The organism is Thalassobium sp. R2A62 (genome assembly GCF_000161835.1).
In the GTDB taxonomy this organism is placed as follows: Bacteria; Pseudomonadota; Alphaproteobacteria; order Rhodobacterales; family Rhodobacteraceae; genus Thalassobium.
In genome coordinates this window covers 2,063,441-2,089,815 of the sequence record NZ_GG697169.2, presented here as the reverse complement: position 1 = coordinate 2,089,815, position 26,375 = coordinate 2,063,441, and the positions used below count along the sequence as shown (strand labels likewise).

The 26,375-nt window shown below is 56.3% G+C and carries 28 protein-coding genes; 19 read left to right on the top strand and 9 right to left on the bottom strand.

The window, feature by feature from the left end:
- Positions 1 to 5 precede the first annotated feature (5 nt).
- Genes TR2A62_RS10365 through TR2A62_RS10355 form a run of 3 tightly spaced genes read left to right on the top strand, consistent with a single transcriptional unit; the run spans position 6 to position 2,704 of the window.
- The gene (locus tag TR2A62_RS10365; RefSeq protein WP_009160747.1) at positions 6 to 725 is read left to right on the top strand and encodes a 16S rRNA (uracil(1498)-N(3))-methyltransferase; all 720 of its coding nucleotides are present in this window, start codon (positions 6 to 8) and stop codon (positions 723 to 725) included.
- Positions 725 to 1,276, top strand: coding sequence for a hypothetical protein (locus TR2A62_RS10360; RefSeq protein WP_009158288.1), 552 nt, complete (start codon positions 725 to 727; stop codon positions 1,274 to 1,276). Before TR2A62_RS10365 ends, TR2A62_RS10360 begins: the two co-directional genes overlap by 1 nt.
- A gap of 57 nt (positions 1,277 to 1,333) precedes the next feature.
- A complete protein-coding gene (locus TR2A62_RS10355; RefSeq protein ID WP_009160051.1) occupies positions 1,334 to 2,704 on the top strand; it encodes a glutamate--cysteine ligase in 1,371 nt (456 codons plus the stop codon).
- On the opposite strand, the gene plsY is transcribed toward TR2A62_RS10355, so the two are convergent.
- From plsY to TR2A62_RS10330, 4 genes are read right to left on the bottom strand one after another with little or no spacing between them, the layout of a single operon-like run.
- A complete protein-coding gene (gene plsY / locus TR2A62_RS10350; RefSeq protein ID WP_009159235.1) occupies positions 2,705 to 3,316 on the bottom strand; it encodes a glycerol-3-phosphate 1-O-acyltransferase PlsY in 612 nt (203 codons plus the stop codon).
- A 3-nt stretch (positions 3,317 to 3,319) separates the two neighbouring features.
- Positions 3,320 to 4,600, bottom strand: a complete 1,281-nt coding sequence (gene pyrC, locus TR2A62_RS10345; protein ID WP_040820593.1) for a dihydroorotase — start codon at positions 4,598 to 4,600, stop codon at positions 3,320 to 3,322.
- On the bottom strand, positions 4,597 to 5,151 hold the full coding sequence (locus tag TR2A62_RS10335) for a hypothetical protein (RefSeq protein WP_009160645.1): 555 nt from the start codon (positions 5,149 to 5,151) through the stop codon (positions 4,597 to 4,599). Before TR2A62_RS10335 ends, pyrC begins: the two co-directional genes overlap by 4 nt.
- Positions 5,148 to 6,104, bottom strand: a complete 957-nt coding sequence (locus tag TR2A62_RS10330; protein ID WP_009159793.1) for an aspartate carbamoyltransferase catalytic subunit — start codon at positions 6,102 to 6,104, stop codon at positions 5,148 to 5,150. Before TR2A62_RS10330 ends, TR2A62_RS10335 begins: the two co-directional genes overlap by 4 nt.
- Positions 6,105 to 6,207: 103 nt before the next feature.
- On the opposite strand from TR2A62_RS10330, the gene TR2A62_RS10325 reads away from it, so the two are divergent.
- The 4 genes from TR2A62_RS10325 to TR2A62_RS10310 all read left to right on the top strand — a co-directional run bounded on the left by TR2A62_RS10325 (position 6,208) and on the right by TR2A62_RS10310 (position 12,490).
- A complete protein-coding gene (locus TR2A62_RS10325) occupies positions 6,208 to 7,020 on the top strand; it encodes a uracil-DNA glycosylase (RefSeq protein ID WP_009158515.1) in 813 nt (270 codons plus the stop codon).
- A complete protein-coding gene (moaB, locus tag TR2A62_RS10320) occupies positions 7,010 to 7,543 on the top strand; it encodes a molybdenum cofactor biosynthesis protein B (RefSeq protein WP_009157699.1) in 534 nt (177 codons plus the stop codon). The genes TR2A62_RS10325 and moaB overlap by 11 nt, the downstream gene beginning before the upstream one ends.
- A gap of 87 nt (positions 7,544 to 7,630) precedes the next feature.
- Positions 7,631 to 9,088, top strand: a complete 1,458-nt coding sequence (locus TR2A62_RS10315; RefSeq protein ID WP_009160136.1) for an efflux RND transporter periplasmic adaptor subunit — start codon at positions 7,631 to 7,633, stop codon at positions 9,086 to 9,088.
- Between the two features lie 3 nt (positions 9,089 to 9,091).
- Positions 9,092 to 12,490 (top strand): efflux RND transporter permease subunit, encoded by a 3,399-nt coding sequence (locus tag TR2A62_RS10310; RefSeq protein WP_009157704.1) that lies wholly within the window; start codon positions 9,092 to 9,094, stop codon positions 12,488 to 12,490.
- Position 12,491: 1 nt separating this feature from the next.
- Here the strand turns inward: TR2A62_RS10310 and TR2A62_RS10305 are convergent, their stop codons facing one another.
- A complete protein-coding gene (locus TR2A62_RS10305) occupies positions 12,492 to 13,295 on the bottom strand; it encodes a protein-disulfide reductase DsbD domain-containing protein (RefSeq protein WP_009160132.1) in 804 nt (267 codons plus the stop codon).
- 103 nt (positions 13,296 to 13,398) lie between these two features.
- Here TR2A62_RS10305 and TR2A62_RS10300 point away from each other — a divergent pair, with 103 nt between their 5' ends.
- Positions 13,399 to 13,956 (top strand): YqgE/AlgH family protein, encoded by a 558-nt coding sequence (locus tag TR2A62_RS10300; RefSeq protein WP_009158971.1) that lies wholly within the window; start codon positions 13,399 to 13,401, stop codon positions 13,954 to 13,956.
- Here TR2A62_RS10300 and TR2A62_RS10295 read toward each other — a convergent pair whose 3' ends face one another.
- Positions 13,957 to 14,907: an L-threonylcarbamoyladenylate synthase gene (locus TR2A62_RS10295; RefSeq protein ID WP_050761074.1), complete on the bottom strand. Its 951-nt coding sequence runs from the start codon at positions 14,905 to 14,907 to the stop codon at positions 13,957 to 13,959.
- Positions 14,908 to 15,031: 124 nt separating this feature from the next.
- Here TR2A62_RS10295 and TR2A62_RS10290 point away from each other — a divergent pair, with 124 nt between their 5' ends.
- From TR2A62_RS10290 to TR2A62_RS10270, 5 genes are all read left to right on the top strand, one after another.
- A complete protein-coding gene (locus TR2A62_RS10290) occupies positions 15,032 to 16,735 on the top strand; it encodes an acyl-CoA dehydrogenase (RefSeq protein ID WP_009160577.1) in 1,704 nt (567 codons plus the stop codon).
- Positions 16,732 to 17,778, top strand: coding sequence for an MBL fold metallo-hydrolase (locus tag TR2A62_RS10285; protein WP_009157894.1), 1,047 nt, complete (start codon positions 16,732 to 16,734; stop codon positions 17,776 to 17,778). The genes TR2A62_RS10290 and TR2A62_RS10285 overlap by 4 nt, the downstream gene beginning before the upstream one ends.
- Positions 17,779 to 17,852: 74 nt before the next feature.
- Positions 17,853 to 18,320, top strand: coding sequence for a DUF6173 family protein (locus TR2A62_RS10280; RefSeq protein WP_040820591.1), 468 nt, complete (start codon positions 17,853 to 17,855; stop codon positions 18,318 to 18,320).
- A gap of 58 nt (positions 18,321 to 18,378) precedes the next feature.
- Positions 18,379 to 18,513 (top strand): aa3-type cytochrome c oxidase subunit IV, encoded by a 135-nt coding sequence (locus tag TR2A62_RS10275; protein WP_009160277.1) that lies wholly within the window; start codon positions 18,379 to 18,381, stop codon positions 18,511 to 18,513.
- A gap of 20 nt (positions 18,514 to 18,533) precedes the next feature.
- A complete protein-coding gene (locus tag TR2A62_RS10270; protein WP_009159040.1) occupies positions 18,534 to 19,133 on the top strand; it encodes a hypothetical protein in 600 nt (199 codons plus the stop codon).
- Here TR2A62_RS10270 and TR2A62_RS10265 read toward each other — a convergent pair.
- A complete protein-coding gene (locus tag TR2A62_RS10265) occupies positions 19,130 to 19,459 on the bottom strand; it encodes an AzlD domain-containing protein (protein WP_009157826.1) in 330 nt (109 codons plus the stop codon). The genes TR2A62_RS10270 and TR2A62_RS10265 overlap by 4 nt on opposite strands.
- Positions 19,456 to 20,163, bottom strand: coding sequence for an AzlC family ABC transporter permease (locus TR2A62_RS10260; RefSeq protein ID WP_040820588.1), 708 nt, complete (start codon positions 20,161 to 20,163; stop codon positions 19,456 to 19,458). Before TR2A62_RS10260 ends, TR2A62_RS10265 begins: the two co-directional genes overlap by 4 nt.
- A gap of 56 nt (positions 20,164 to 20,219) precedes the next feature.
- Between TR2A62_RS10260 and fdhD the strand changes: the two genes are divergently transcribed.
- From fdhD to TR2A62_RS10230, 6 genes are read left to right on the top strand one after another with little or no spacing between them, the layout of a single operon-like run.
- Positions 20,220 to 21,101 carry a formate dehydrogenase accessory sulfurtransferase FdhD gene (fdhD, locus tag TR2A62_RS10255; protein WP_009159432.1) on the top strand — a complete coding sequence of 294 codons (882 nt, stop codon included), beginning with the start codon at positions 20,220 to 20,222 and terminating at the stop codon, positions 21,099 to 21,101.
- The gene (locus TR2A62_RS10250; protein WP_009159135.1) at positions 21,098 to 21,637 is read left to right on the top strand and encodes a YcxB family protein; all 540 of its coding nucleotides are present in this window, start codon (positions 21,098 to 21,100) and stop codon (positions 21,635 to 21,637) included. Before fdhD ends, TR2A62_RS10250 begins: the two co-directional genes overlap by 4 nt.
- Positions 21,634 to 22,227: a molybdenum cofactor guanylyltransferase MobA gene (mobA, locus tag TR2A62_RS10245; protein WP_009159174.1), complete on the top strand. Its 594-nt coding sequence runs from the start codon at positions 21,634 to 21,636 to the stop codon at positions 22,225 to 22,227. Before TR2A62_RS10250 ends, mobA begins: the two co-directional genes overlap by 4 nt.
- Positions 22,224 to 22,715 (top strand): molybdopterin-guanine dinucleotide biosynthesis protein B, encoded by a 492-nt coding sequence (mobB, locus tag TR2A62_RS10240; protein ID WP_009158609.1) that lies wholly within the window; start codon positions 22,224 to 22,226, stop codon positions 22,713 to 22,715. Before mobA ends, mobB begins: the two co-directional genes overlap by 4 nt.
- Complete coding sequence (glp, locus tag TR2A62_RS10235) at positions 22,712 to 24,775, top strand: gephyrin-like molybdotransferase Glp (protein WP_009157569.1); 2,064 nt, start codon at positions 22,712 to 22,714, stop codon at positions 24,773 to 24,775. The genes mobB and glp overlap by 4 nt, the downstream gene beginning before the upstream one ends.
- Positions 24,772 to 25,353 (top strand): GNAT family N-acetyltransferase, encoded by a 582-nt coding sequence (locus TR2A62_RS10230; protein WP_009160294.1) that lies wholly within the window; start codon positions 24,772 to 24,774, stop codon positions 25,351 to 25,353. The genes glp and TR2A62_RS10230 overlap by 4 nt, the downstream gene beginning before the upstream one ends.
- Here TR2A62_RS10230 and TR2A62_RS10225 read toward each other — a convergent pair.
- On the bottom strand, positions 25,350 to 26,366 hold the full coding sequence (locus tag TR2A62_RS10225) for a hypothetical protein (protein ID WP_040820585.1): 1,017 nt from the start codon (positions 26,364 to 26,366) through the stop codon (positions 25,350 to 25,352). The genes TR2A62_RS10230 and TR2A62_RS10225 overlap by 4 nt on opposite strands.
- Positions 26,367 to 26,375: the final 9 nt, after the last annotated feature.

Sequence of the window (26,375 nt, the reverse complement as noted above, 5' to 3'; positions counted from 1 at the left end):
GCCTCATGGCTAGCAAGATACGACTGTATGTAGATCACGATTTGGGGGCAGGGCAATCCGTGCTTCTGACAAAGGAGCAGGCGCACTACCTCTTTGGTGTGATGCGCAAGGGTGTGGACGAAGTCCTATCGCTCTTTAATGGTCGTGATGGAGAATGGGATGCACGGGTTGTCGAGGCGGGCAAACGCAAGGGCATTCTTGTGTGCGAGGCTCAGAGCAAACCGTTGCAGTTGCCGCCTGATGTTTGGCTGATGTTTGCGCCGATCAAAAAGGCGCGGACAGATTTCATCGTTGAGAAAGCGACTGAAATGGGCGCCGCGCGGATTATGCCGGTCCAGACCGAGTTTACCAATTCGGACCGCGTCAGGCACGAAAAACTAGTCGCACATGCGGTCGAGGCGGCAGAGCAATGCGGCGGCACCTATGTGCCTCCGGTTGATCCGTTGGCTAAACTCACAAAGGTTTTGGCGGCTTGGCCGGAAGACCGCAAACTGTTGTTTTGTGACGAGGCTTTGGTCGGTGCGCAGGCCGTGTTCGCCGAGGCCAGTCACGACAAATGGGCAATCTTGATCGGCCCAGAAGGCGGGTTTTCCCAAGCGGAGCGCGAGCTTCTTGGCGCAAAACCTTATGTGACGCAGGCAAGCCTAGGACCACGCATTTTGCGGGCAGATACGGCTGCGGTTGCAGCGTTGACCTTATGGCAAACAACCCAAGGAGACTGGTGATGGCGTTTGTGCGAGCTGAAGTCGCCGAGGGTCTGCTGAAATGCCGCGCGCCCCTGATCTACGCTGGCGTCACCCTGTTCGGGGCGTTGGTGTTTTCGCGCGGTGGTTTGTTTTTTCAGGTCATCGGTACAGCGGTTGTTGCCATTGGCGTGACCTATTTCGTCACGACAGTGCGCCGGATTGGCCTAAGAGCAAATGACACTGGCCAAGGCGTTGTCGAGATTGATGAAAGACAAGTAACGTATCTTTCTGCGTTTGGTGGCGGGGCCGTGTCGCTTGATGATTTGACGGACATTTGGATCGCGTCTCCAACGCAGCTCGTTTCAGCGGCGCAGCCATACCACGACCGACCGCTTTCGCGTCTGTGGATTTTGCGCGATAGCCTCGGATCAGAGGTGCAAATTCCGATGGATGCCACCAATGTTGATGCGTTGGTCGAGGCAATGTTAAACCTGCCCCAAACACAGAGCGCGTTAATTTACCAAGCGATGCGCGCAGAAGGTGGTCAACCGGTTGTGATCTGGCGAAGGGAAACGTCCCCGCTGCATTGACACTTGTGGCAATACCCCCCACCTCTGACGAACGTATCAGCAACGGAGCCCACCCCAATGTCTATCCCTCAAACCGGCGGCGGGCCGATTGAACATCACGATCAACTGTCGCAACTCATGGCAGATGGGTGCAAGCCCAAGTCGGATTGGCGCATTGGCACCGAGCACGAGAAATTCGGGTATTGTAAGGACACGCTGAAACCGTTGCCCTATGCTGGCGAACGGTCGATCGAAGCCGTCTTGAGCGGTCTGCGTGACACCTATGGCTGGGCGCCCGTCACCGAAGGCGGCCACCTCATTGGCCTGACCAAAGACGGCGCGAACGTTAGTCTTGAACCAGGTGGAGCACTAGAATTGTCTGGTGCGCCTTTGGAAACCATTCACGAGACATGCGACGAGGTGAACTCGCATCTGGCCGAGGTGAAATCGATCGCTGACAAAATCGGCGTTGGTTTTATCGGTCTTGGTGCAGCACCCGAGTGGTCGCACGACGAAATGCCCCTGATGCCCAAAGGCCGTTACAAGCTGATGGACCAGTACATGGACAAGGTCGGCACCGCTGGCACGACCATGATGCGCAGGACCTGCACGGTTCAGGTGAACCTCGATTTCGGATCCGAAGCCGACATGGTGAAAAAGCTGCGCGTCGCTCTGGCGTTGCAACCGGTGGCCACTGCGCTCTTTGCGAATTCGCCGTTTTTCGAGGGCAAAGTAAACGATCACAAGAGCTGGCGCAGCCGCGTCTGGCGACATCTGGATGATGACCGCACGGGCATGCTGCCGTTTGTCTTTGATGAAGGGTTCGGGTTCGAGGCTTGGGTGCAATATGCGCTCGATGTGCCGATGTACTTTGTCTATCGCGATGGCGAATACATTGATGCGCTGGGCATGTCGTTCCGCGACTTCCTCAAGGGCGAGCTTCCTGCGTTGCCGGGGCAAAAGCCGCTGTTGTCGGATTGGGCGGACCATCTGACGACCATTTTCCCTGAGGCACGGATCAAACAGTTTATCGAAATGCGGGGGGCCGATGGTGGCCCGTGGCGCAGACTTTGCGCATTGCCTGCGTTTTGGGTTGGGCTGACCTATGACCAATCAGCGCTCGATGCAGCGTGGGACTTGGTCAAGGATTGGGATGCCGAAACCAGAGAAGAGCTGCGCGTTCAGGCTTCGATCGGCGGACTACAGGCCGAGGTTAGGGGCATCAAGATGCATGATCTGGCGCGCGAGGTAGTTAAGATTGCCGACCACGGACTGGCTGCGCGGGCGCGACCCGGTGCAGGTGGTATGGTGCCGGATGAGACCCATTTTCTAAATGCTCTCAAAGACAGTTTGGAAAGTGGCAAGGTGCCAGCGGATGAGTTGTTGGACAGATATCACAGCGATTGGAACGGTGATCTGTCCCGTATCTACGGCGACTACAGCTACTAGTTAGCTCGATTTCTTGCCGATCTTGGTTTCTGCTCCAATGCGCAGCCGCGTGATGTTGCCCCAATGCCGTGCATAGATCAAAATCGTAAAGGCGAGGCCAAGCAGCAGCATGCTTGGCGCGCCCAATAACAACATCCAAACCGGCGACATCCCGACCGCAACCAGCGCGGCCAGCGACGAATAGCGGAACACGGCTGCAGTCACCAACCATGCGGCACAGCAGGCCAGACCAACGGGAAATGACAGCGTCAGGAAAATTCCGAGGAAAGTGGCAACACCTTTGCCGCCTTTGAACCGCAGCCAGACAGGGTAGCAATGGCCGATCATCGCAAAGAGGCCCGCCAATTGCGCCGCATCTTCGCCAACCAGAATTCGCCCCAACAAAACCGCAAAGACCCCTTTGCCTGCGTCAAATAGCAGGGTGAGCAGAGCGGCGGCTTTGTTACCGGTGCGCAGAACATTCGTGGCGCCGATATTGCCCGAACCGATGTCTCGCAGGTTGCCCAACCCCATCAGCCGCGCAATGATGACACCCGATGGGATAGATCCCAGAAGGTAGCCGATCACCGACCAGAGCGCCAAAATACCAAAGCTATGTTCAATCAGGGGCATTTGTTATCTTTCATAGATGCGGGTGCCAGCGACCCATGTCCCAAGAACCTTGCCCTGCATCCGTTGGCCATCAAAGGGTGTGTTCTTGGATTTCGATTTCAGCGTGGTGCGGTCCATGACAAACGGGGCGCCGTCGTCAAACAGGATCAAATCGGCAGGCGCGTCAGCTGTTAGACGTCCAGTGTCGAGACCTAGCCGTTTTGACGGGTTCAAGGAAAGCGCGCGGAACAAGGTCGGCAGATCGACCTGTTCAGAGTGAACCAGTCTGAGAGCGGCAGGCAACAAAGTTTCCAGAGCAACCGCCCCGCTGGCGGCTTGCTCAAAGGGAAGTCGCTTGCTCTCTTCATCTTGGGGCGTGTGCATCGAGGAAATGATGTCCAGCGTACCGTCCGCAATCGCCTCAACCATTGCGATCCGGTCATCTTCGGACCGCAAGGGTGGTTTGACCTTAAAGAACGTCCGGTAGTCTGCGACATCAAGTTCGTTCAGCGTCAGGTGGTGGATGGAAATTCCAGCGGTGATATCCAATCCGTTTGCCTTGGCACGTTTCAACGCAGGTAGCGCGCGGGCCGTCGTGATCTGATCGACGTGATATTTCGCTCCGGTCATTTCGACCAACGCGATATCTCGGTCCAGCCCAATACGCTCTGCCATAGAAGAAACAGAAGGCAGGCCGCGCAAGGACGCGAATTTGCCGCTCGTCACAGCGGCATCTTTGGATAGGATCGGTTCTTGGACGTGGCCAATCACCAGCGCGTCCAACGAACGTGCGTAGGTCAATGCGCGTGAGAACACTTTGGTGTTTTCGACAACGCGGTCGCAATCGGTAAATGCGATCGCACCTGCATCTTGCAAGAAACCAATTTCGGTCATCTCGCCGCCATCGCGACCTTTGGTCAGCGCCGCCATTGGGATGATGCGCACGTCTGTTGCCTCGTTGGCGCGGCGTCGGACAAACTCGAGCACTTCGGGCGTGTCGATCGCAGGCAGCGTGTCTGGTCGGGTGACAATTGTTGTGACCCCACCTGTTGCTGCGGCAAGACCTGCCGATTTGAAACTCTCTTTGTGACGCTCGCCCGGTTCGGACACTTTGACACCGATATCGACGATGCCGGGGGCTAGGCATTTTCCTCGGCAGTCCACAACTTCGGGACCTGAGACATCAGGAACGGCGACATCATAAACCGCTTCGATCATGCCATCCGCGATCAAGATCGCCCCAAGGCTGTCCGTTCCGTTCTCAGGATCAATCAACCGTGCATTGGTTAGTAGCTTCTTGGTCATCCGCTCACCCAAACCATCAGTCCCACCAACGCAAACATCGCAATCAGAGCGTAGGTTGCAATCATACCGCCAATACGTGCATCAGATTTTGGCGGTTTTGCATCAATTGTTATAGCACCCTTTGCCCCCCCATCAGGCAGAGTCTCGAACTTGACTGGTTCGCGTTCCTCGTTCAGCGTCGCGATATGGCGCAGTGGTGCTTGGATCGTTAGCGCGCTCTCAAAGCCACCAAACGCGGCCGACGTGACGAGCAAAAGATGGCCCTTGGCAGCAGCTAGCGCCAAATGGTGTGCGTCTACTTCGGTTTGGGCAATGCCGACCCCTTGGGTCAGGTACCCGCTTAGGCCCAGCTCCCCTAGATCTGCGACATCGAAAACTTCGACGAAGTCCTGATCTAGGAGTTTTGCGCCAAGCGCAGTCTTGAGCGGCCAAACCACGTCGTCGGCATCATCATAGACAGGGTCTTGGAACGCGAGCACCTCGGCTGGCTCTAGGTCGATCGCGAAGAGACGGATCACACCGTGCTCTGAGGCGGGGACCGTCATCTTCATACCATCACTCCGGTCTCGGCGCGGCTGTTCTTTAGGTTGCGTGCCAGCAGATCCATCGCGGCCATACGCACGGCAACGCCCATTTCGACCTGTTCTTGGATCACACTCCGGTTGATGTCATCGGCAAGCGTGCCATCAATTTCGACGCCGCGGTTCATCGGGCCGGGGTGCATGACGATCGCATCATCCTTGGCCAATGCCAGTTTTTCAGCATCTAGCCCGTAGCGGTGATAGAACTCGCGCTCGGATGGGATAAACCCGCCGTCCATGCGTTCCTTTTGAAGGCGCAACATCATCACAACATCGACGTCTTTCAGCCCCTCGTTCATGTCGTCGTACACTTCGACGCCGAATTCAGAGATTTGCGATGGCATCAAAGTCGGTGGGCCAATCAGGCGAATGCGGTTCTCCATCTTGCCGAGCAGCATGATGTTCGACCGTGCGACACGGCTGTGGGAAATATCGCCGCAGATCGCGATGTTCAGCCGGTGCAGTCGCCCTTTGGCGCGGCGAATGGTCAATGCATCCAGCAAGGCCTGTGTAGGGTGTTCGTGTTTACCGTCACCGGCATTCAGCACGGCGCAATTCACTTTTTGGGCCAGCAGATCAACCGCACCGGAATGCGGATGGCGCACGATCAGCAAATCAGGGTGCATCGCATTCAGCGTGAGAGCCGTGTCGACCAGCGTCTCACCCTTTTTGATGGATGAGGCCTGCATCGACATGTTCATCACATCGGCACCCAGTCGCTTGCCAGCAATCTCGAACGAGGCTTGGGTGCGTGTCGAGTTTTCAAAAAACATATTGATCTGCGTCAGACTGGCAAGCGCGGTGCTGCGCTTGGATCTGCTGCGATTTAGCCGCGCGTAGTCATCGGCCAGATCAAGGATGGAATTGATTTCATCGGGTCCAAGATGTTCGATCCCCAACAGATGCCTGCCTCGTATCGTCATGCCGTCTCCCTCGCAAAACTCTTGGGCTTATAGAAACGACTGCCGATTGAGGCAAGCCATTGCAGGGATTTACCTCTGTGCGTGGACGACTTAGGTTTGCGGCATGGACTCTGCAGAGAACTTTTGGGATCATGTTGCGATGCTTGGCTGGCAGGTCGAGCTGGGCGTGGATGAGGCGACACTAGATGCGCCCGTGAACCGCTATGAGATCCCCGCAGCGGCCCCCAAGGTCGAGACACAGCCCGTAGAACTGCCCAAGGCAAAGGCCACGCCACCGCCTGCCGCGGCCGCGCCGGACCCTGTGGCGTTGGCCAACGAGGCAGTGAACGCTGCGCGTTTGGCAGCGCAGAACGCTACATCGATTGAAACCCTGACCGAGACGGTGAACGCATTTGAGCATTGCGAGCTCAAACGTGGTGCGCGCTCGACGCTTCTTGGGGTCGGTGCGGCATCTGCCCCTGTTATGATAATTGGCGAGCCGCCCAACCGTGACGAAGACCGCGAGGGCCGTGCTTTCGTTGGTGCTGCGGGACAATTGCTTGACCGGATGCTCGCCGCGATTGGGCGTGATCGCAACGCGACTGACCCCGAGACCGGTGTGTTTGTAGCAAGCGTCATGCCCTGGCGGCCCCCCAATCGGGACCCGAATGCGACCGAACTGGCTATGACAATGCCGTTCCTCGAGCGGTTGGTCGAATTGGTCGACCCCAAAATTGTCATCTTGATGGGCAACGTTTCGTGTCAGGCCGCGCTGGGGCGCAACGGGATTACACGTCTCAGAGGGCAATGGCTAACAGGGTTCAATCGCCCCGTTCTGCCCATGTTTAACCCCGAGTTTTTATTGCGGACACCAGCGGCCAAGCGTGAGGCATGGCATGATCTGTTGATGGTAAAGGCAAAACTGAATGAGCGTTGAGCGTGAATTTATAGCTGTACGGATTGCTGTGCTGACAGTGTCCGATAGCCGTAGCTTGGACCAAGATAAGTCGGGCCAAACGCTGGTCGACCGGTTGTTTGATGCGGGTCATTCGCTTGCCGCGCGTGCCATTCTACCTGACGAGCGGTCCGAAATCGCGGATCAGCTGAGAACATGGTGCGCTGACCCCTTGATTGATGTCGTGATTTCGACGGGGGGCACTGGGCTGACGGGGCGCGATGTGACTGTCGAGGCTCACCGCGACGTCTATGAAAAAGAGATTGATGCGTTTGGCACAGTCTTTACCCATGTCTCGATGGCAAAGATCGGAACATCAGCAGTTCAAAGTCGCGCGACGGGCGGCGTGGCTCATGGAACCTATTTGTTTGCATTGCCCGGATCACCGGGTGCTTGCCGCGACGCTTGGGACGGTATTTTGGTGCACCAACTCGATTATCGGCACAAACCCTGTAACTTTGTTGAGATTTTTCCGCGTTTGACTGAAAAACAGCGACGGAAATAGTAAGTTGACGCGTTCAAGGTGTGGTCGGATCGATTTCCGGAACTAGGTTGAGCTCAATAGCTAGGTTGGGATCCAAAGGACGGCTCAATGAGATTTCTAAAACGTAGTATTTTCGGTGTATTTCTGTTGTTCGCGACGCTGAGTTTGCTTGCACTCGCCGGAAATATGATCCGTGGCGCGGTCCAAGACCGTATGTCCCAAGAGCAACGTGATCGCCCACAGCGTGAACGGGTCTTTGCCGTGAATGTCATTACCTACGAGCCAACCGAAGTTGTGCCTCGCATGACGGTCTTTGGCCAAGTGCAAAGTCGACGCAGCCTCGAATTGCGCAGTGCCGTTGGCGGCACTGTCGTCGAGGTTGGTGCGGGCGTCGAGGATGGCGGCGCAGTTTCTGAGGGTGACCTTTTGCTTCGGATTGATCCCGTGGATGCAGAAACAGCCTTGGCTCGTGTGCGCGCCGATCAGCTCGAAGCCGAGGCAGATTTGCGCGATGCAGAGCGCACGCTTGTTTTGTCCCAAGATGAATTGGAATCTGCTGAAGATCAGGCGCGGCTGCGTGAAAATGCATTCGAACGGCAACAAGATTTGCAAGCGCGTGGCGTGGGCACAGCGACTGCCGTTGAGACCGCAGAGCTCGCGGCATCGTCCGCGCGGCAAACGGTGCTGGCTCGTCGCAGTGCGATTGCACAGGCTGAGACCCGTATTGATCAGGCCCGGACCCAACTGGCCCGAGTCGCGATCAGCCTGACCGAAGCCACTCGCGATTTGGAAAATACCGAAATCCAAGCCGAATTTGACGGTATCCTAAGCGGCGTTTCCATTGTCCAAGGCGGCCGAGTTGGCGCGAACGAGGTGCTGGGTAGATTGATTGACCCAAGCGAGCTTGAGGCGGCATTCCGTATCTCGACAGAACAATACACGCGGCTGCTGAATGATGCGGGCACTCTCGTGTCGTCGCCGCTGCAAATAGTGCTGAACGTTGGTGGCATCGACTTGATTACATCGGGCCGCATTGATCGCGAAAGCGCCGAGGTTGGTGATGGTCAAACAGGACGTTTGTTATTTGCAACTTTGTCGACCACGGCGGGTTTTCGCGCCGGTGATTTTGTTTCCGTTTTGATCGACGAGCCGGCACTACAACGTGTCGCCCAGCTACCAGCGACTGCATTGGGTGCAGACGGCACTGTTCTAGCGGTCAAAGATGATGAACGGCTCGAAGAGATAGAGGTCACATTGCTGCGCCGTCAGGGTGATGATGTGATTGTCCAAGGTCGCGGCCTCAGGGCGCGCATGGTTGTTAGCGAACGCTCACCGCTTCTTGGGGCTGGGATCAAGGTCAGGGCGCTGGGCGCCGAGGACGCTACAATTCCTGACGCGCCTGCGATGGTCGAACTTACCTCGCAGCGTCGCGAGAAACTGATTGCCTTTGTCGAAGGTAACAACCGTATGCCGGCCGAGGCCAAAGCGCGGGTGATTTCCCAACTGGAACAGGATGAGGTGCCCGCTCAAATGATCGAACGCATTGAATCCCGTATGGGGAGCTAACGAATGGCCAAGACGATGCGATCACCCTCAGGAATTTTGTCCTACTTTGTCCGACACCGCACTGCGGCCAACCTGTTGTTGGTTGTCATGCTTGCCGCAGGACTGGCGGCCTTTCCCAAAATGCGGGCCCAGTTTTTCCCAGACGTCGTTGTCGACACGGTCACCGTGAGCGTTGCTTGGGATGGGGCTGGGGCCGAAGATGTTGATGCGGCCATCGTTCAAATTCTTGAGCCGGCCCTATTGTCTGTAGACGGGGTCGAAAGCTCCTCTGCCGTTTCGCGCGAAGGCAGCGGGTCGATTTCATTGGATTTCGAACCGGGCTGGGACGTGGATCGTGGCGCGGCCGACATTGAAAAGGCGGTCGAAGCCATTCGCACACTGCCGGTTGATGCCGAAGACCCTCAAGTGCGTCGCGGTGTCTGGCGCGACCGTGTTACGGACGTGGTCATCACCGGTCCGGTTGCTGTTGAACAACTGGGCCGCTTTGTCGACGAACTGACCACACGGCTCTTTGCTGCGGGTGTCACGCGTACAACTATTCGCGGTGTTGCAGCCCCATCAACCCTGATCGAAGTACCGTCTCTTTCGTTGATCCAACATGATGTCACTATGGCGCAGATTGCTGATGCAATCGCCGCCGAAGCGGACGCTGACCCCGCGGGTGATGTATCGGGTGCACAGCGCGTTCGAACGGGTGTCGAAAAACGCACCGCCGATGAAATCTCCAGCATTGTATTGCGGATCAATGATGATGGATCGGCGCTGACGATTGGTGATTTGGCGCAGATTGATCAACAGGGCATCGACCGCGTAGACGCCTATTTTGTCGATGATAACCCTGCAATGACTTTGCGCGTGGACCGTTCCGATCAAGGGGATGCGATCGATATTCAGGCGGTTGTCCAACAGGTCGCGGATGAAATGCAGGCGACACTGCCAGATGGGGTCGAAATTGATCTGATCCGCGCACGAGCCGAGTATATCACGGGCCGTTTGAACCTTTTGCTGGACAACGGTCTGGTGGGGCTCGCCCTTGTGGTGACGCTGCTTTTCTTGTTCTTGAATGCGAGAACGGCGTTTTGGGTCGCCGCAGGTATTCCTGTCGCAATGCTCAGTGCGATTGCGTTGATGTATGTGGCAGGGCTGACAATCAACATGATCTCTCTGTTTGCTTTGATCATCACACTCGGGATTGTTGTGGACGATGCTATTGTTGTGGGGGAACACGCTGATTTCAGGGTGAAGAACCTAGGCGAGACACCGGTGCAGGCAGCAGAAAACGCCGCGCGCCGCATGTTCACCCCAGTGTTCTCAGCGACACTGACGACAATCATCGCCTTCTTTGGCTTGGTTGCGATCGGAGGCCGGTTTGGAGATTTGATCGCCGACATTCCGTTCACGGTTATCGTCGTGCTGATCGCCTCGTTGATCGAGTGCTTTCTTATTTTGCCAAACCACATGAGCCACGCGATTGCCCATTCCGCCAAAGAACACTGGTACGATTGGCCATCACGCAAGGTGAACATCGGTTTTGAATGGGTGCGTGACCGCTTGTTCCGTCCGTTCATGGCGGGGGTCATTTGGGCACGCTACCCAGTGCTTGCAGGTGTGATCTTGGTCTTGTCGTCCCAAGCCGCACTCTTTGTTCGGGGCGATGTGCAGTGGCGGTTCTTTAACTCGCCCGAGCAAGGCTCTGTAACGGGTAACTTTGCAATGGCGCCTGGAGCGACACGCGAAGATACGCTGGACATGATGCGTGAATTCCAACGTGCGACCGAAGCGTTGGGTGAAGAGTATGCCGAACGCCACGGGCGCAATCCTCTTGATTTTGTGATGGCACAAATTGGCGGTAACTCGGGTCGTGGCCTTGCTGGAATCGACGGCAAAGATAATGACCTGTTGGGCGGTATTTCGATCGAGCTGATTGATGCGGACCTGCGACCCTATTCGTCGTTTGCCTTTGTTGGCGAGCTACAAGACGCCGTGCAAAGGCACCCTTTGGTCGAGACGATCAGCTTTCGCAGTTGGCGGGGTGGCCCAGGGGGTGATGCGCTGGATGTCCAGATTTACGGTGCGGACGCCACAACTTTGAAAGAAGCGGCAGAAACGCTCAAAACCAACCTTTCGCAGTTTTCCGAGGTTTCGGCCCTCGAAGACAGTTTGGCCTATGACAAAGAGGAACTGATCCTTGATCTAACGCCTCAGGGTCAGGCGCTGGGCTTTACCATTGATCAGTTGGGGCGTGTCTTGCGGAACCGGTTGAATGGGATCGAGGCTGCGACCTATCCAGACGGCCCACGGTCGGCAACGATCCGAGTGGAGCTGCCTGCGGGCGAGTTGACCTCGGACTTTTTGGACCGCACGCAAATGCGCACTGATATAGGGATTTATGTCCCGCTTGCAGATATTGTGTCTGTGGATCGCAGAACGGGGTTTTCGACGGTGCGCCGCGAAAACGGTCTTCAGCTGATTTCTGTGACAGGTGATTTGTCCGAGGATGATCCGGCCCGCGCCGAGGCCGTGATGCAAGCCATCGAAGAAGAGATACTGCCCGAACTCGAAAGCCTTCACGGCGTGACAACAAACTTGTCTGGGCTAAGCGAGCAGTCAGATGCGTTTTTGAATGATGCACGTATGGGGCTGATCTTTTGCCTGACAGGGATTTTCCTGACACTGGCGTGGATTTTCAGCAGCTGGACACGACCGCTTGTCGTTATGGCGATTATTCCATTTGGGCTGGTCGGGACGATCTATGGTCACGCTCTTTGGGACGTGCCGCTTAGCATGTTTACCGTTGTGGGGTTGATCGGGATGACAGGGATCGTGATCAACGATTCAATCGTCTTGGTCACGACCATTGACGAATATGCCGAAGAACGCGGCATTGTGCCTGCGATCATTGATGGGGCGGCGGACCGACTGCGGCCGGTGATGTTGACGACTTTGACAACAGTTTTGGGTCTAGCGCCTCTGTTGTACGAACGGTCCTCGCAGGCGCAGTTCCTCAAGCCGACGGTGATTACTCTGGTTTATGGCTTGGGCTTTGGAATGATCCTTGTTCTGCTAGTGGTGCCGGCATTGATGGCTATGCAGATGGACGTCCAACGCCAGATTGCAGCCGCGAAACGTGCACTCGGGCGACCTGCTCGGGCGGGTCATGCGGGTTGGGTTAGTGTGGTCGCAACAGGTATTGGCGCTGCACTCTTTGCTGTGTTGGTTTTGCCGCATGCAATCTTGGGCACAGCATTGCCGTTTGTAGCCGCGCAGCTGCCGATCGCTGCGGGTGGTATCACAGCGGCTATCGGGACGTTCCTAGGGATCTTTGCAATCGTGTTGTTTGTGATGTTTGTGATCGGCGCTGCGCTGAATGCGCGTCACGTCAACAAACGCAGCGTGGCGTAACTTAGCCGCCCGTACAGCCGCGGATGTCGACCATTTGATTGCCACCAAATACGCTAATCCGAACGTTTGAACGATCCACAGCAAAGGCTGCCTGATCTACGTTAATCAGTACGCTGGTTGCCGTCAGCATATTGCCAGACCGGCTTGTTTGCGGCTCGGATACCCAAATTTTGGGGTCGCCAACTTCGATCACGGCTTCTTCGTCCCGACCGGTAGATGGCATTTCAATCGTAGCAGTCAGGTGCAGGCCGTCGTCCAACGGATCAAAACGACAGGTGACGGCGCCAACATTGCCCTCGCGGCTGGTCATAGGCCGATCCAAGAGGGCGGCTGTGATTGTGCCATCGCGCGCGCCCGTGGGTGGCAAAACAGCATCAAAATCCAAAGACATCGGCATGCAGATTTCGTCGCAAACACCGATATGGATCTGACCAGAGACGCGGACATCAGCCCCAGTTGTCTGGGGTGTGACCTGAACAGGAATGACGACCTGTTCTGAATAGCCAATCGACCGCATCCCATTGTCATGGAAAACTTCGGGCATGGGCCAGTGAAATTGCACGCCGTGCAGGTTTTGCGACCCATTCCATTCAAAGGATGGCGGGATACCCGCGTCACCCGGTGCGCGCCAGTAGGTCTTCCAGCCTGGATCAAGCGTGAGCCGGATCGCGGCCATATGGGTGCCATCACTTGCCCGCCATCCTTCGATCACATCCAGATGTACCGGATCATCAAAAGGTGTCGCCATCACAGATGTGGCGGTGGCGCAGGCTGCTGCGCAGGACAAGAGAATCGCTTTGTTCATAAGGGCAATCTATGCACTACGAGCCGAAGGGAAAGTCACGTTCCAGCGAGAACCATGTCATAACCCGCTTGCACGCGCTGCCGATGCATCACATCCTAACGAAATGGAACATGATCTGACAGGTCAGCTTTTGATTGCGATGCCGGGGATGGGCGACCCCCGCTTTGACCATTCGGTCGTTTATCTTTGCGCACATTCCGAACAGGGCGCGATGGGGTTGATGATCAACAAACCTGCGCCATCGGTCAGCTTAGGTGACATGCTCGAGCGGCTTGAGATCGAAAATTCAGCAGGTGCGCGGCACATCGTGCATTTTGGTGGGCCGGTCGAAATGGCGCGCGGGTTTGTGTTGCATAGCACGGACTATCAGTCCGAAGGCTCGACCTTGATGGTGGACGATCATTTCTCGATGACGGGAACTGTGGATATCCTAGAAAGCATCGCAAACGGCACAGGTCCTTCACGTGCAATGGTGGCTTTGGGTTATGCTGGCTGGGGTCCTGGTCAGATCGAGGATGAAATGGCTGCGAACGGGTGGTTGTTGGCGCCAGCGGTTCCCGATCTTGTGTTTGACGGGGCTGATGAAACCAAATGGATCGATGTTCTCAAACAAATCGGAATTGACCCGATTATGCTGTCAGCCTCGGCGGGGCGGGCCTAGCTAGGGGCGAGGGGCCGCCGCGCGGCGCAGCCTATCGTTGATTGCAGCACCTAAGCCGTGTTCAGGGATTGGCGCCACTGCGATTGCTGTCGCTCCCATGGCGTCCAGTTCGTGCAGCCGCCGAAACAGCACACGTGCGGCTTCAACCAAATCACCGGTTTCTGAGAGCGTGAGATCGCCTGTGACATCCCCAAAGCCCAGAAGTATTTCGTCGCCGATCGCGTGGTTCGCGTTCAATCGCACGCGTCCTTTTGGAGCGTAGTGCGATGCAAGCTGACCTGGTGCAGCGAGTGTCGCGGGGCTAGTGTCGAACCCGATCGGCCGATCTAAAACGGCTTCAATTTCAGAGACGGGCAGACCGCCTTGGCGCAACAACATTGGCGTATCCACGCAAGAGATGATCGTAGATTCGACACCGACAGATGACGCGCCTGCCTCTATAACCGCGTCGATACGACCGTCTAAGCCATCAATCACATGGTCGGGCGTTGTCGCACTGATCCGTCCTGATGGATTGGCTGAGGGCGCTGCAATTGGCCCACCAAAGGCTGCCAATAAATCGCGTGTAACAGGGTGGCGCGGCACGCGGATCGCCACTGTGTGCAATCCCGCAGTCACCAGCGAGGCGATAACTGCATCTGGTCGTAGCGGCAGAACCAGCGTCAATGGACCGGGCCAAAATGTGGCGGCTAGAACTTCCGCCACATCCGAAAAGACCGCAAAATGCCGTGCGTGCGAAACATCCGCGACATGAACAATCAAAGGGTTAAAGCTGGGTCGTCCTTTGGCCTCGTAAATGCCCGCGCAGGCCGTACCATTGCGAGCGTCTGCACCCAAACCGTAAACGGTTTCCGTTGGCAGTGCGACCAAACCCCCCGCTTGCAACAACGCAGCAGCCCGGGAGATACTGAGTTCTGTTACGTCAAGGCGTTCGGTTTTCTTAGGTTGCATGTTATGACGCGGCGTCCAAGTTGCGGGCGGTAGGAACGGTGTCCTACCAATGGTTTCAACCCCATACCGTCCGCGTTGGCGCTTGCCAAGTTTTGGCTGCCCGCACCCGACCAAGGAGAATACTATGCCGTATCGTGCACCCGTTCAGGACTACCGGTTTTTGATGGATCACGTTGTTGGTTTTCCGGCTGTTGCGGCAACGGATCGCTTCTCTGAGGCGACGACCGATATGGCAGATGCGATTCTGACCGAAGCCGGCAAGCTATGTGACGATGTTTTGGCCCCGTTGAACCGCAACGGTGACCTGCATCCCGCAGTGTTGGAAAACGGTATTGTACGCACATCGCCTGGCTTTTCTGACGGATACGCGGCCATTGCTGAAGGTGGCTGGATCGGCATCTCTGCTGATCCGGAGTTCGGCGGCATGGCCCTGCCGATGACATTGACCACAGCTGTCAACGAAATGATGGCCTCGGCCTGTTTGTCGTTGCAGCTGAACCCGTTGATGACCCAAGGCCAGATCGAAGCACTGGAGCATCATGCCAGTGACGCAATCAAAGAGCTGTATCTGCCCAAGCTGATTTCTGGCGAATGGTGCGGGACAATGAACCTGACCGAACCACAGGCGGGCTCGGACGTTGGTGCTCTCCGGTCCAAGGCTGAACCGAACGGCGACGGCACATTCAAGATCAGTGGCCAAAAGATTTATATCAGCTGGGCAGACAATGATTTTACGGAAAACGTCTGCCACCTTGTTTTGGCGCGTCTTCCGGATGCGGTGGATGGGGTTAAAGGGATCAGCCTGTTTATGGTGCCCAAGCGCATCCCCGATGAAAATGGTGCGCCGGGTGTCGCGAACTCTCTTCGTGTGGTCAGTCTAGAGCACAAAATGGGTCTGCACGGCTCGCCGACCGCCGTAATGGAATATGACAACGCAGTGGGCTGGCTGATCGGTGAGGAACATGCCGGACTAGCAGCGATGTTCACAATGATGAACAACGCCCGTCTCGGTGTTGGGGTTCAGGGTGTCGGTGTGGCCGAAGGCGCGTATCAGCACGCAGTGACCTATGCGATGGACCGCAAACAGGGCAAAGCATCAGGTGCTGGCACAATCATTGAACATGCTGATGTGCGCCGGATGCTGGCGTCGATGAAGACCGATATTTTTGCGGCACGTGGCATCGCATTGTCCTGTGCCGTGGCGATCGATATGGAACAGGCGACAGGTGATGTTGAATGGCGCGACCGCGCTGCGTTTTTGACCCCGATTGCCAAGGCCTTTGGCACAGAAGTCGGCATGGACGTGTCGCACCAAGGTATTCAGGTGCACGGCGGCATGGGCTTTATCGAAGAAACGGGCGCGGCGCAGTATTCACGCGATGTGCGCGTCACCGCGATCTACGAGGGTACCAATGGTATCCAAGCGATGGATCTGGTCGCCCGCAAAATGATGGATGGTGGCGAGGCTGCGATGCGTCTGCTTGATGAAATCGAGCAAGCTGCTGAAACGGCCAAAGCCACGTTCCCAGTGTTGGCTGAACAGGTTTGGTCTGCGGCCGAAACACTCCGTGAGACGACAGAATGGTTGGTTTCGCAGACGGATATGAACGACAGATTTTCGGGCGCGGTGTCCTATTTGATGGGATTTGCTCGCGTCATGGGGGCGCATATTCACCTGACGGCTGCGATGCAGGGTGATGCCACGCGTGTGAAAATGGCCGAGTTTTATATTCGCCGTTTGTTGCCCGAGCATGTATCCTATCTCGCACAGGCACGAGACGGAGCAGACGCCATTATGGAATTCACGAACGAAGAACTGGTGGCGTGACAGAAACCACCCGCAAAGGCCTAAATTATCCTTGGGACACGCCGCCTGACACAGGTTCTGCAATCGAAGTCGCCGATGGTGTCTTGTGGATGCGCCTGCCTCTACCAATGGCGCTGGATCATGTGAACGTCTACGCCTTGGACGAAGGCGATTGCTGGACTGTCATTGACACTGGTTTTGACAGCGGCCGGACCCGCGCGATCTGGCAGCGTCTGTTGGATGGACCATTGGGCGGCAAGCCTGTCAGCCGAATTATTGGAACCCACCATCATCCCGATCACATCGGATTGGCAGGGTGGTTTCAATCAATGGGCGCGACACTATGGGCGACCCGCACGACTTGGCTGTTTTCCCGCATGCTGATGCTGGATGCTCAGGATCGACCGACGCCTGAGACGCTGGCGTTCTGGCAGCAGTCTGGCATGGATCCGGCGATCTTGGCCAAACGCCGTGAAGAACGCCCCTTTAATTTTGCCGATGTTGTCCACCCGATGCCTGTTGGGTTTCAGCGGATTCAACAGGATGACGTGATCGAGATGGGCGGGCGGTCATGGGATGTTCATATTGGCAACGGGCATTCCCCCGAGCATGCCGTGTTTTTCAGTCGTGACGATAATTTGGTCATTGCTGGTGATCAAATCCTGCCATCTATCAGCCCAAACATCGGGGTCTACGCGACCGAACCAATGGCAGACCCTTTGGCGGAATGGCTCGAAGCATGTGAACGATTTGCGGAGCTCGCGCGGCCTGATCACCTCGTGCTTGGCGGTCACAAATTGCCGTTTACGGGTATGCCTACACGCATGTGTCAATTGATCGACAACCACCATGGTGCGCTCAAACGGTTGCTGAAACACCTTGAGACCCCGCAAACGGCCGCTGGATGTTTCCCGCCACTGTTCAAGCGAAGGATTGGTGACAGTGAATATGGATTGGCGTTGGTCGAGGCCGTCGCACATCTAAATCATTTGATGCACCTTGGTCAGGTGACCCGCGAAATGTCGCCGGATGGTGCATGGCTCTGGCAAACCAGCCGCGCCTAAACGCCGCAATCGGCTTGCCATTCGGATCACTTGGGCGCAGCTTGGCGCAAACCGCTAGTTCAAAGAGGCCCGCCATGTCCGACCCCATCGCCACGTCTGCAGAAGCGCTCGAAGCGGACGCGATCCCGCGTGTTCATGACGTGCATGCAGACGACCAGACAGCCCAAACATCACAGTCTGTTCCCGACAAGCTCAAGCAACCTGTTTCAAAGAAGTCGCCGGCCCAGTGGGCCTATGAAAGACTGATAATCTACATCCAGAACTTTGAAAAACAGCTGGATAATGAACATGAGATCGCCATGGGGTTTACCGGTGGTAATGCAGGCGTTGTTCGGATCGAAGGTATGGGGTTCTATGACCCAGACATCGTGACCTTTTATGGCACAGACGGTGAGGGGGCAAAAACCCAGTTGATCCAACATGTCAGCCAACTGAATGTCATGCTTCGTGCATTGCCCAAAAATATTGACCAAGAGGTGCCTAATCGGATCGGATTCCGGTTGGCCGAAGACCTAGAAGACGCCGCGGATCCGTCAGTGTGACGTGACAGGCTGATCTGAATCAGCTAAGACGCCGCAAACCTATAAACTGGAGGCAGATATGTCTGACCACAAACACGGCGAAATGGACACTAAGGTTCAAGAAAAGACCTTTGACGGTTTCATCAAATTCACCACTTGGTCCGTTGTGATCATTGTTGCGATCCTCGTCTTTCTGGCACTGATCGGTACTTAAAAATTGTCATGGGGGCCGCTATGAAAAGACGTTTCTTTATGATGGCCGCGCCGATGGCTCTGGCCTCTTGTGCCTCTGAGGCTGTCTGGGCCCCTGACGAATTGGTCCAGCGCAATATCTACCGCCATAATGGTCCACCCCGTTTGACGCTGTTCACTGTGCTGAACGTTGGGTCCAACAACGGTGCCCATAGTGGTCTGATGGTAAATGGATCGCAGCGTGTAATTTTTGATCCTGCTGGGACCTTTGCACACCCGACCATCCCAGAACGCAACGACGTTGTGATCGGTGCGCGTCCGCGGATCGTCGATTACTACACAGATTACCATGCCCGCGAGACGTACTATATCGTTGTGCAAGAGGTTGATGTGTCTGCCGCAGTTGCTGAACAAGCTCTGCAGATGGTGATGACCAACGGACCTGTCGCCAAGGCAAATTGCACACGTTCGATTTCAACAATTCTGGCGCAACTGCCTGGTTTTGAAAGCATCGGTGTTTCGTGGTTCCCGGGTGGTTTGATGGAAGACTTTGCGCGCATCCCGAATGTTCGTGCCCGAGAGATTTTTGACAACGACTCTGACAACAATGTTGGGGTCTTGGATAAGATCCAAAACGGCTAGTCGACCAGTGCTAGCATGACGCCCAATGTCACCGCACCGCCTAAAACGGCGATGACGACGTTGCGTGTTTTGTAAGCCAGCGCAAAGGTCACGATCGCAGCTATTCCTCTGGCAAGATCAGGTTCACCGCCCGTCGCTGCGGGCCATAGGACCAAGGGTGCGACAAGGCCCGGTAGAATGGCAACGGCCGTATAGCGCAGGTGCTGGATCACCCATGCGGGAAGGGGCCTGTTCCCCCAGATCAGCAAGAAAGAGGTCCTGATCAAATACGTACCGATCCCGAGCAGGATGATGATCGTCCAGATTTGCGTATTGGTATAAATCATGTTCGTCGCGCCACCCAGTTTTCAACCTGAACGCCGACGATCATGGCCAAGATCGCGGCGACCATCAGGCCCGAGTTATAAGGCAAGGTCCACAGCATCAGCGTCCCTGCTGCGGAAACAAAGGCAGCCGCAACATGTGGCAAAGTCCGAAGCATCGGCCCGACAAGCGCCAAGAACGTCAAAGCCACGGCAAAATCGATAGGGATACTGGCCGGGATTGCCTGACCGACGAATGCACCAACAAAGGTCGCGATATACCAGACAATCCAAACCGGCAGGGCGCATCCAAGATAGTATTGGATTTTGGTCTGCCATGTGGTGTCTGGATTTTCCTCGAACTCGACGATTCCAACCGCATAGCTGTTATCGACGAGAATATAAGCCGCCCATGCACGATGCCAAAAAGGAGCGTCCTTGAGGTGCGGCGTCAGCGCGGCGGAATACATCGCCATGCGCATGTTGACCGCCAATCCTGCCATCAAAACCATTGCGACCGGTGCGGCGTCTTGCATCTGTGATAGGGCCGCAAACTGAGCGGCACCCGCGATTACAAGCAGGCTCATCACGATGACTTGATAGACATCCAACCCAGCCTCAGTCGCAAGTACCGCAAACAACAGGCCAAAGGGTCCGGCCCCTAGAACAAACGGCATCCCGTCGCCAAAGCCGCGCCAAAAGTCCGATTTCGCGGTGGAGGATGTCATCATGTCGTCCTAGTGTAGCTCTTAACCTGCCTAGCCTAGCTGCCCCGAGGGTTCAAATGCCACCTGTAGATACGTCAAAAATGTTGATCGCACCTGACCTCGCTCGCGCTGGACTGACGCGTCATGTCTCAGGGGTGGATCACAATGGGGAGCGGATCGATCTGGCTGTGGTCGAAGAACGTCCGTTGACGATCTATCTGAATGGCCAAGAAATTGTCACGGCCATGACGATTGGTGATTATCCCGAATATCTCGCGCTTGGGTTTTTGCGCAACCAAGGCATGTTGTCAGATGGCGAAGACGTGACCGGCATCGATTATGACGAAGAGCTGGAAACGGTTGTCGTTCGCACCGCGAGCCAGACCACTTACGAGGACAAGCTGAGCAAGAAAACCCGCACCAGCGGCTGTGCCGTTGGCACCGTCTTTGGCGATATGATGGAAGGGATTGATCAGGTTGCTCTGCCGCAGACCCAAGTGCGCACCTCGGATCTCTATGCGCTTGCTCATCAAATCAACCAAATGCCCAGCCTCTATCTGACAGCCGGTGCGATCCACGGCACCGTTCTGTGTCAGGCGGATCAACCGCTGGTTTATATGGAGGACGTTGGTCGCCACAACGCCGTTGATAAAATCGCAGGCTGGATGCTGTCCACAGGGGCGTCAGCAGGTGACAAAACGCTCTATACGACGGGGCGTTTGACGTCTGAAATGGTGATCAAGACTGCGATGATGGGCATTCCTGTTTTGGCGTCACGGTCTGGGTTTACCGCGTGGGGCGTCGAGATCGCGCAACGGGTTGGACTGACCTTGATTGGGCGGATGCGTGGGCAGCGTTTCGTTTGCTTGTCGGGTGCGGACCGGCTGGTTCGCGATGTAGACCCCAGTACAGTGCCGTCAGAACCCAAAAAGTCATCGCGAAAAGGGGCGCGCACATGACCCAGTACAATCTGACCTATGGCGGTGACCCCAAGATTATCAAAGAAGGTATGGCAAAAGGCGGTCAGCTCATCTTCACAGGTTTTGCGCGCGCTTTGCCCCATCTCTCCAGCATGGTGCAGTATTTCTTTGCGCCGATCGGCGGCATGATGACGATCTTTGCGATCCTTTTTGCTCTCGGTGTCGGTGACCCTTTTCAAAGCTGGCTTGCTCTGACGGTTATGCCATTTGCTCTTGCTTTTCTGCTGCTCGGCTATGCGATCTATTCCAAAATGGCGGTCTTTTCGGCTCGGTCCAGTTTCGGTCAAAGCAGTGCGTTGACAATCGATGCCTCAGGGCTTGTTTTGACGACAGAGCATAGCACGTGGACCACCGGATGGGCCGATGTTGAGGCAGTGACACGATCAAAGAACACGGTCGGATTTTTGATTTCGGCAATTGTGATCCCGGTTCCTGCCACAGCGTTTGACGACATAGATCAAGCCGAGGCCGAAATCCGCGAATGGTGGGCCGCAGCGCATGGAGCGTCGTCATGAGGCAACCCCTTGGCGTTATTCTGGCTGGCGGATTGGCGCGGCGCATGGGCGGCGGTGACAAAGGGTTGATCCCTCTCGTGGGCCGTCCGCTGTTGTCTCATGTGATTGATCGGCTTGAGCCGCAGGTGGCTGGGCTCGCCTTGAATGCAAACGGCGATCCGGCCCGATTTGACGACTTCAATTTGCCAGTGCTCGCGGACAGCATTGATGGGTTCGCTGGCCCGCTGGCTGGTGTTTTGGCCGGGCTTGATTGGGCCGCATCACAGGGCGTGGACACGATCGTCACGGCGGCGGCTGATTCGCCGTTCTTTCCTTGTGATCTCGTGCCACAGCTTCAACTTGCGGCAGACCTCGACGCTGCCGAGATTGTGTTGGCAGAAACATCCGATGGCAGGCATCCGACCTTTGGTCTGTGGCCTACAGCATTGCGCGATGACCTGCGCGCGGCTCTGACGGGCGGCTTGCGCAAAGTTGTCGCTTGGACGGACGCACATCCCAGCACGACAGCGTTGTTCCCTGCTGGCGATCTGGATCCATTCTTTAACATTAACACGCCCCAAGATCTGGCCCGTGCCAAGGCTGCTTTATGAAAATCTTTGGCGTGGTCGGATACAAAAATGCGGGCAAGACCGGGCTCATGGAGCGACTGGTCACCGAAATCACCGGACGCGGTTTGAGCGTCTCGACGATTAAACATGCGCATCATCATTTCGACGTAGACCAACCGGGCAAAGACAGTCACCGCCACCGTTTTGCCGGCGCGTCCCAAGTGCTGCTCGCGTCATCAAAACGTTGGGCGCTGATGACCGAGCTTCGGGAGGATGCCGAACCGGTTCTCGATAGCTTATTGGCCGAACTGGCACCCGTCGATCTGGTGCTGATCGAAGGGTACAAGAACGATCCGCATCCCAAGATCGAAGCGATCCGCGCTGAGAATGATCACCCCCTTATTCATGCGACGGACAGCCATGTTGCCGCTGTGGCATCGGACGTACCCATCGAAACGATACTTGCGCAGTTCGACCTAAATGATACGGCGGCCATTGCTGACTTTATCCTTTCACAGGTGGGGCTATGACATTCGATACCGTTGTCATGGTGGATTGGTCGGGTGGCAATGATACAGGCGCTGCCCCCACCAAAGACGCGATTTGGGCTGCGGTTGCACGCGATGGCCAGACAGCGGAGCCGATGTATTTTCGCAATCGCATGGTTTTCGAAGAGTGGATCGACAACCTTTTGAAGGTCGAAGCACAGGACAGTCGCCGGACGCTCGTCGGGTTCGACTTTGCCTTTGCTTATCCAATTGGGTTTGCCGAGCATTTGACAGGATCAGACGATCCGCTTGCCGTTTGGGATTGGTTCGAAGAGCGCGTGAAAGATACGCCCGACGCCAATAATCGCTGTGACATTGCAAACGATCTCAACGCCCAGTTTGGCGAGACCGGCCCATTTTGGGGCCTGCCCAACGACGCAGACTATCCACACCTCACGGCCAAAAAATCTGATCGTACTCAACAACCGTTTCCCGAATTTAGACGTGTCGAGCAACAGGCCCGCGGGACGTTTAGCGCGTGGCAGCTCTTTTATAACGGTGCGGTTGGTAGTCAGATCATCATGGGGCTGCCTGTTCTGTCGCGATTGCGCAAATCTCATGCGGTGTCAGTTTGGCCGTTTCAAAAGCTGGACAACCCAATTGTCTTTGCTGAAATTTGGCCGTCGCTCTTCGCGGATGACATTGCAGCGACAACGCCAGAAAACGGCATCAAAGACGCGCATCAGATGTCCTATCTTGCGCGCAAGTTTAGCCAGATGCCTGCCGCGGAGTTGGCAACTTTGATGGATATGCCACCCGATTCAGAGGGCTGGATTTTGGGTGTGCCGCCAGTGGCCAAGCCTCTTGCGAATGACTGTTTCGCATTGCCCGCAGGCACGCATTGGACGCCCGTGGACGAAACGCTTGATCTGTTGAACAGTCGATTGGCATCTGTGACCGAGGTTGAAACGATCACGATTGCCGACGCTGTGGGGCGGATTTTAACCCGTGATGTCACGGCGCGGCGATCGAACCCGCCAGCCGCCAACGCGGCCGTTGATGGGTACGGTTTTGATCGTGGCGCACTAGGGCCCGATACTGTGACGCTCGCGCTGGTTGACGGACGTTCTGCGGCTGGTGTCCCCTATGATGATGCGGTTCCCGCTGGTTCTGCCATTCGCATTCTGACAGGTGCTAAATTGCCGGACGGTGTCGATACTGTTGTGCTCCAAGAGGATGTCACACTGACCGCGGACAGCGTGTCGTTCTCAACGGGCCTGAAACCCGGTGCGAACGCCCGCCGTGCAGGTGAAGACGTGGCCGAGGGCGACGTAATTCTGCCCAAGGGGCGCAAGCTGACCGCAGCGGACATTGCCTTGCTCTCAATCACCGGAGTGTCAGAGGTGCAGGTTCATCGCCGTTTGCGTGTCGCTATCCTGTCAACTGGCGATGAGCTGGTCGAGGCAGGTACGACGCCCAAAGACGGCCAAATCAATGATGCAAATCGTCCGATGCTGCGCGCCGTTTTGAACGCGTGGGGCTATGACGTTGTCGACCTTGGCCGCCAACCAGATGATGCTGATGCGTTAGAGCGGGCCTTTGATCAGGGTGCGGAACAGGCCGATGCTATTTTGACGTCTGGTGGTGCCTCTGCTGGCGATGAAGATCATGTCTCGGCGCTGTTGACGCAAAAGGCAGCAATGACCACTTGGCGTATTGCAGTCAAACCCGGTCGCCCATTGGCGTTGGCAATGTGGAACGAAACACCTGTTGTCGGCCTGCCTGGCAACCCTGTGGCTGCGCTGGTCTGTACGTTGATCTTTGCAAAACCGTCATTGGCCAAGCTTGCGGGTGGCGCATGGGCCATGCCGCAGGGTTTTGATGTGCCTGCCGCATTTTCCAAGTCCAAAAAAGCAGGGCGCCGCGAATACCTTCGGGCGCGTATCCGAAACGGACAAGTTGAAGTGTTCGGGTCAGAAGGGTCAGGGCGGGTTTTTGGCCTGAGCTGGGCCGAAGGACTGGTCGAACTGGGGGATCACGCCCATAGCGTCGCCGCGGGGGATCTGGTCCGCTACATTCCCTACGAGAGCTTTGGCCTGTGATCCATTGCAGCCTCGGGTTCACAGAGGACGAGGCGGATACCGTTGCACGGCTCTATTGGCAGGCCTTCTCGGGCAAATTGATCAGCGTCATGGGCCCCGAGGCCAAGGCACACCGCTTCATCACCTCTGTTCTTGATCCAAGCCATGCAATCGTTGCCCGAAACGAGGCTGGTCAATTGTTAGGCGTCGTCGGCTTCAAAACATTCCAAGGCGCCTTGGTCGGGGGCGAGTTTTCAGACATGCGGGCGAGCTATGGGATGTTCGGCGCGATCTGGCGGTCTGTGGCTGTCTCAATGCTCGAGCGGGACGTGGATAACACGCGGTTCTTGATGGACGGGATTTTCGTGTCGTCAGATGCACGGGGGCAGGGTGTCGGGACCGCCTTGCTTGACGCGATTTGCAACGAAGCCCGCACGCGGAACTACCCTTCGGTCAGGTTGGACGTCATTGATACCAATCCGCGCGCGCATGCTTTGTACGAACGATACGGGTTCAAAGAGGTTGGGCAAACGTCGATAGGACCGCTGCGCTATATCTTTGGCTTCAACGTCGCGACGACGATGGTCAAACCAGTCTAGTCGAACGTGCCGGTGACACGGCCCAGCAACATAAACGCGCGGGCTGTGCGGGTCTCAGACAGCGCACCAATTTCTTCGTCCGATGCGGTTTCTTCGAAACGCACCAGCATTTGGTCGAACCGACGCAGGAAATGGTGCCCAGCGTCACGAAAAATCGCATCTTCACGCATCCGGCCAGCTGTCAAAGCGAGGCTCGAGCGGTCGCGAACGCCGCCCAACGCGGCGACAACACGGCCCCGTTCGCCACGTGCAAACCTACGCCATATCTCAGCGCGCGCACGATCAGGGCGCAGATCATCCATGTAGATGCCGTCTTGCGACAGCAACGTCAGAATGTCTTGGCTGGCTTGGATCAGCTGCGATGCATTGCGATCCTTAAGAGCAAGGCGAAGTGCGGCGAACCCGACTTCGTCATCTGCCGTATCGGGGAAATTCAGCGCTCGGATCAAATCCGGTGTTGTGATCGGGGCTGAAATGTCTTCTGCACTGGTCCCCAACGCAAGGCTGGTCTGTTCGGTATCCTCTGCCGAAGTGTCGCTGGCTGTTGGTTCCAAACTGACTGTGACCTTGTCGCGGGACGATGCAAATGTCGCCAGTGCGCTCTCGGTCTTTTGTGTCGCCTTTGCGATCTCGTTTAGCTTGCGTTCGACCGTTGGCTGCAACGTGGTCACACCTGCCTGACGATCGGCTACATAGGTTTGGCGCATCGCATCAATCGCCGCTTGTAGCCTGCGCGACTCTTCGCGGACGATCCGGCTAGAGCGTACAGCAAGTGCTGCAACCCAAATCATCGCGACCGGCAAAAAGATCGCAAGCAACGTCATGATAAACCGCAAGCTGTCGACACGCTGGTCAGCGGGCTCAGAGGCAGGCGCGCGCAAAAACACGTAGCCCGCAACGCCAAGCCACAGCAGGCTTAGGACAATGGCAATCAGGTCCGCAGGCGTCATGCGCGCGTCCTTAGGAGTGGTGCCTTTGGTCAAAGCTGCATCTACTTTCGGTCGAGGTGTCATCGGTCTCTG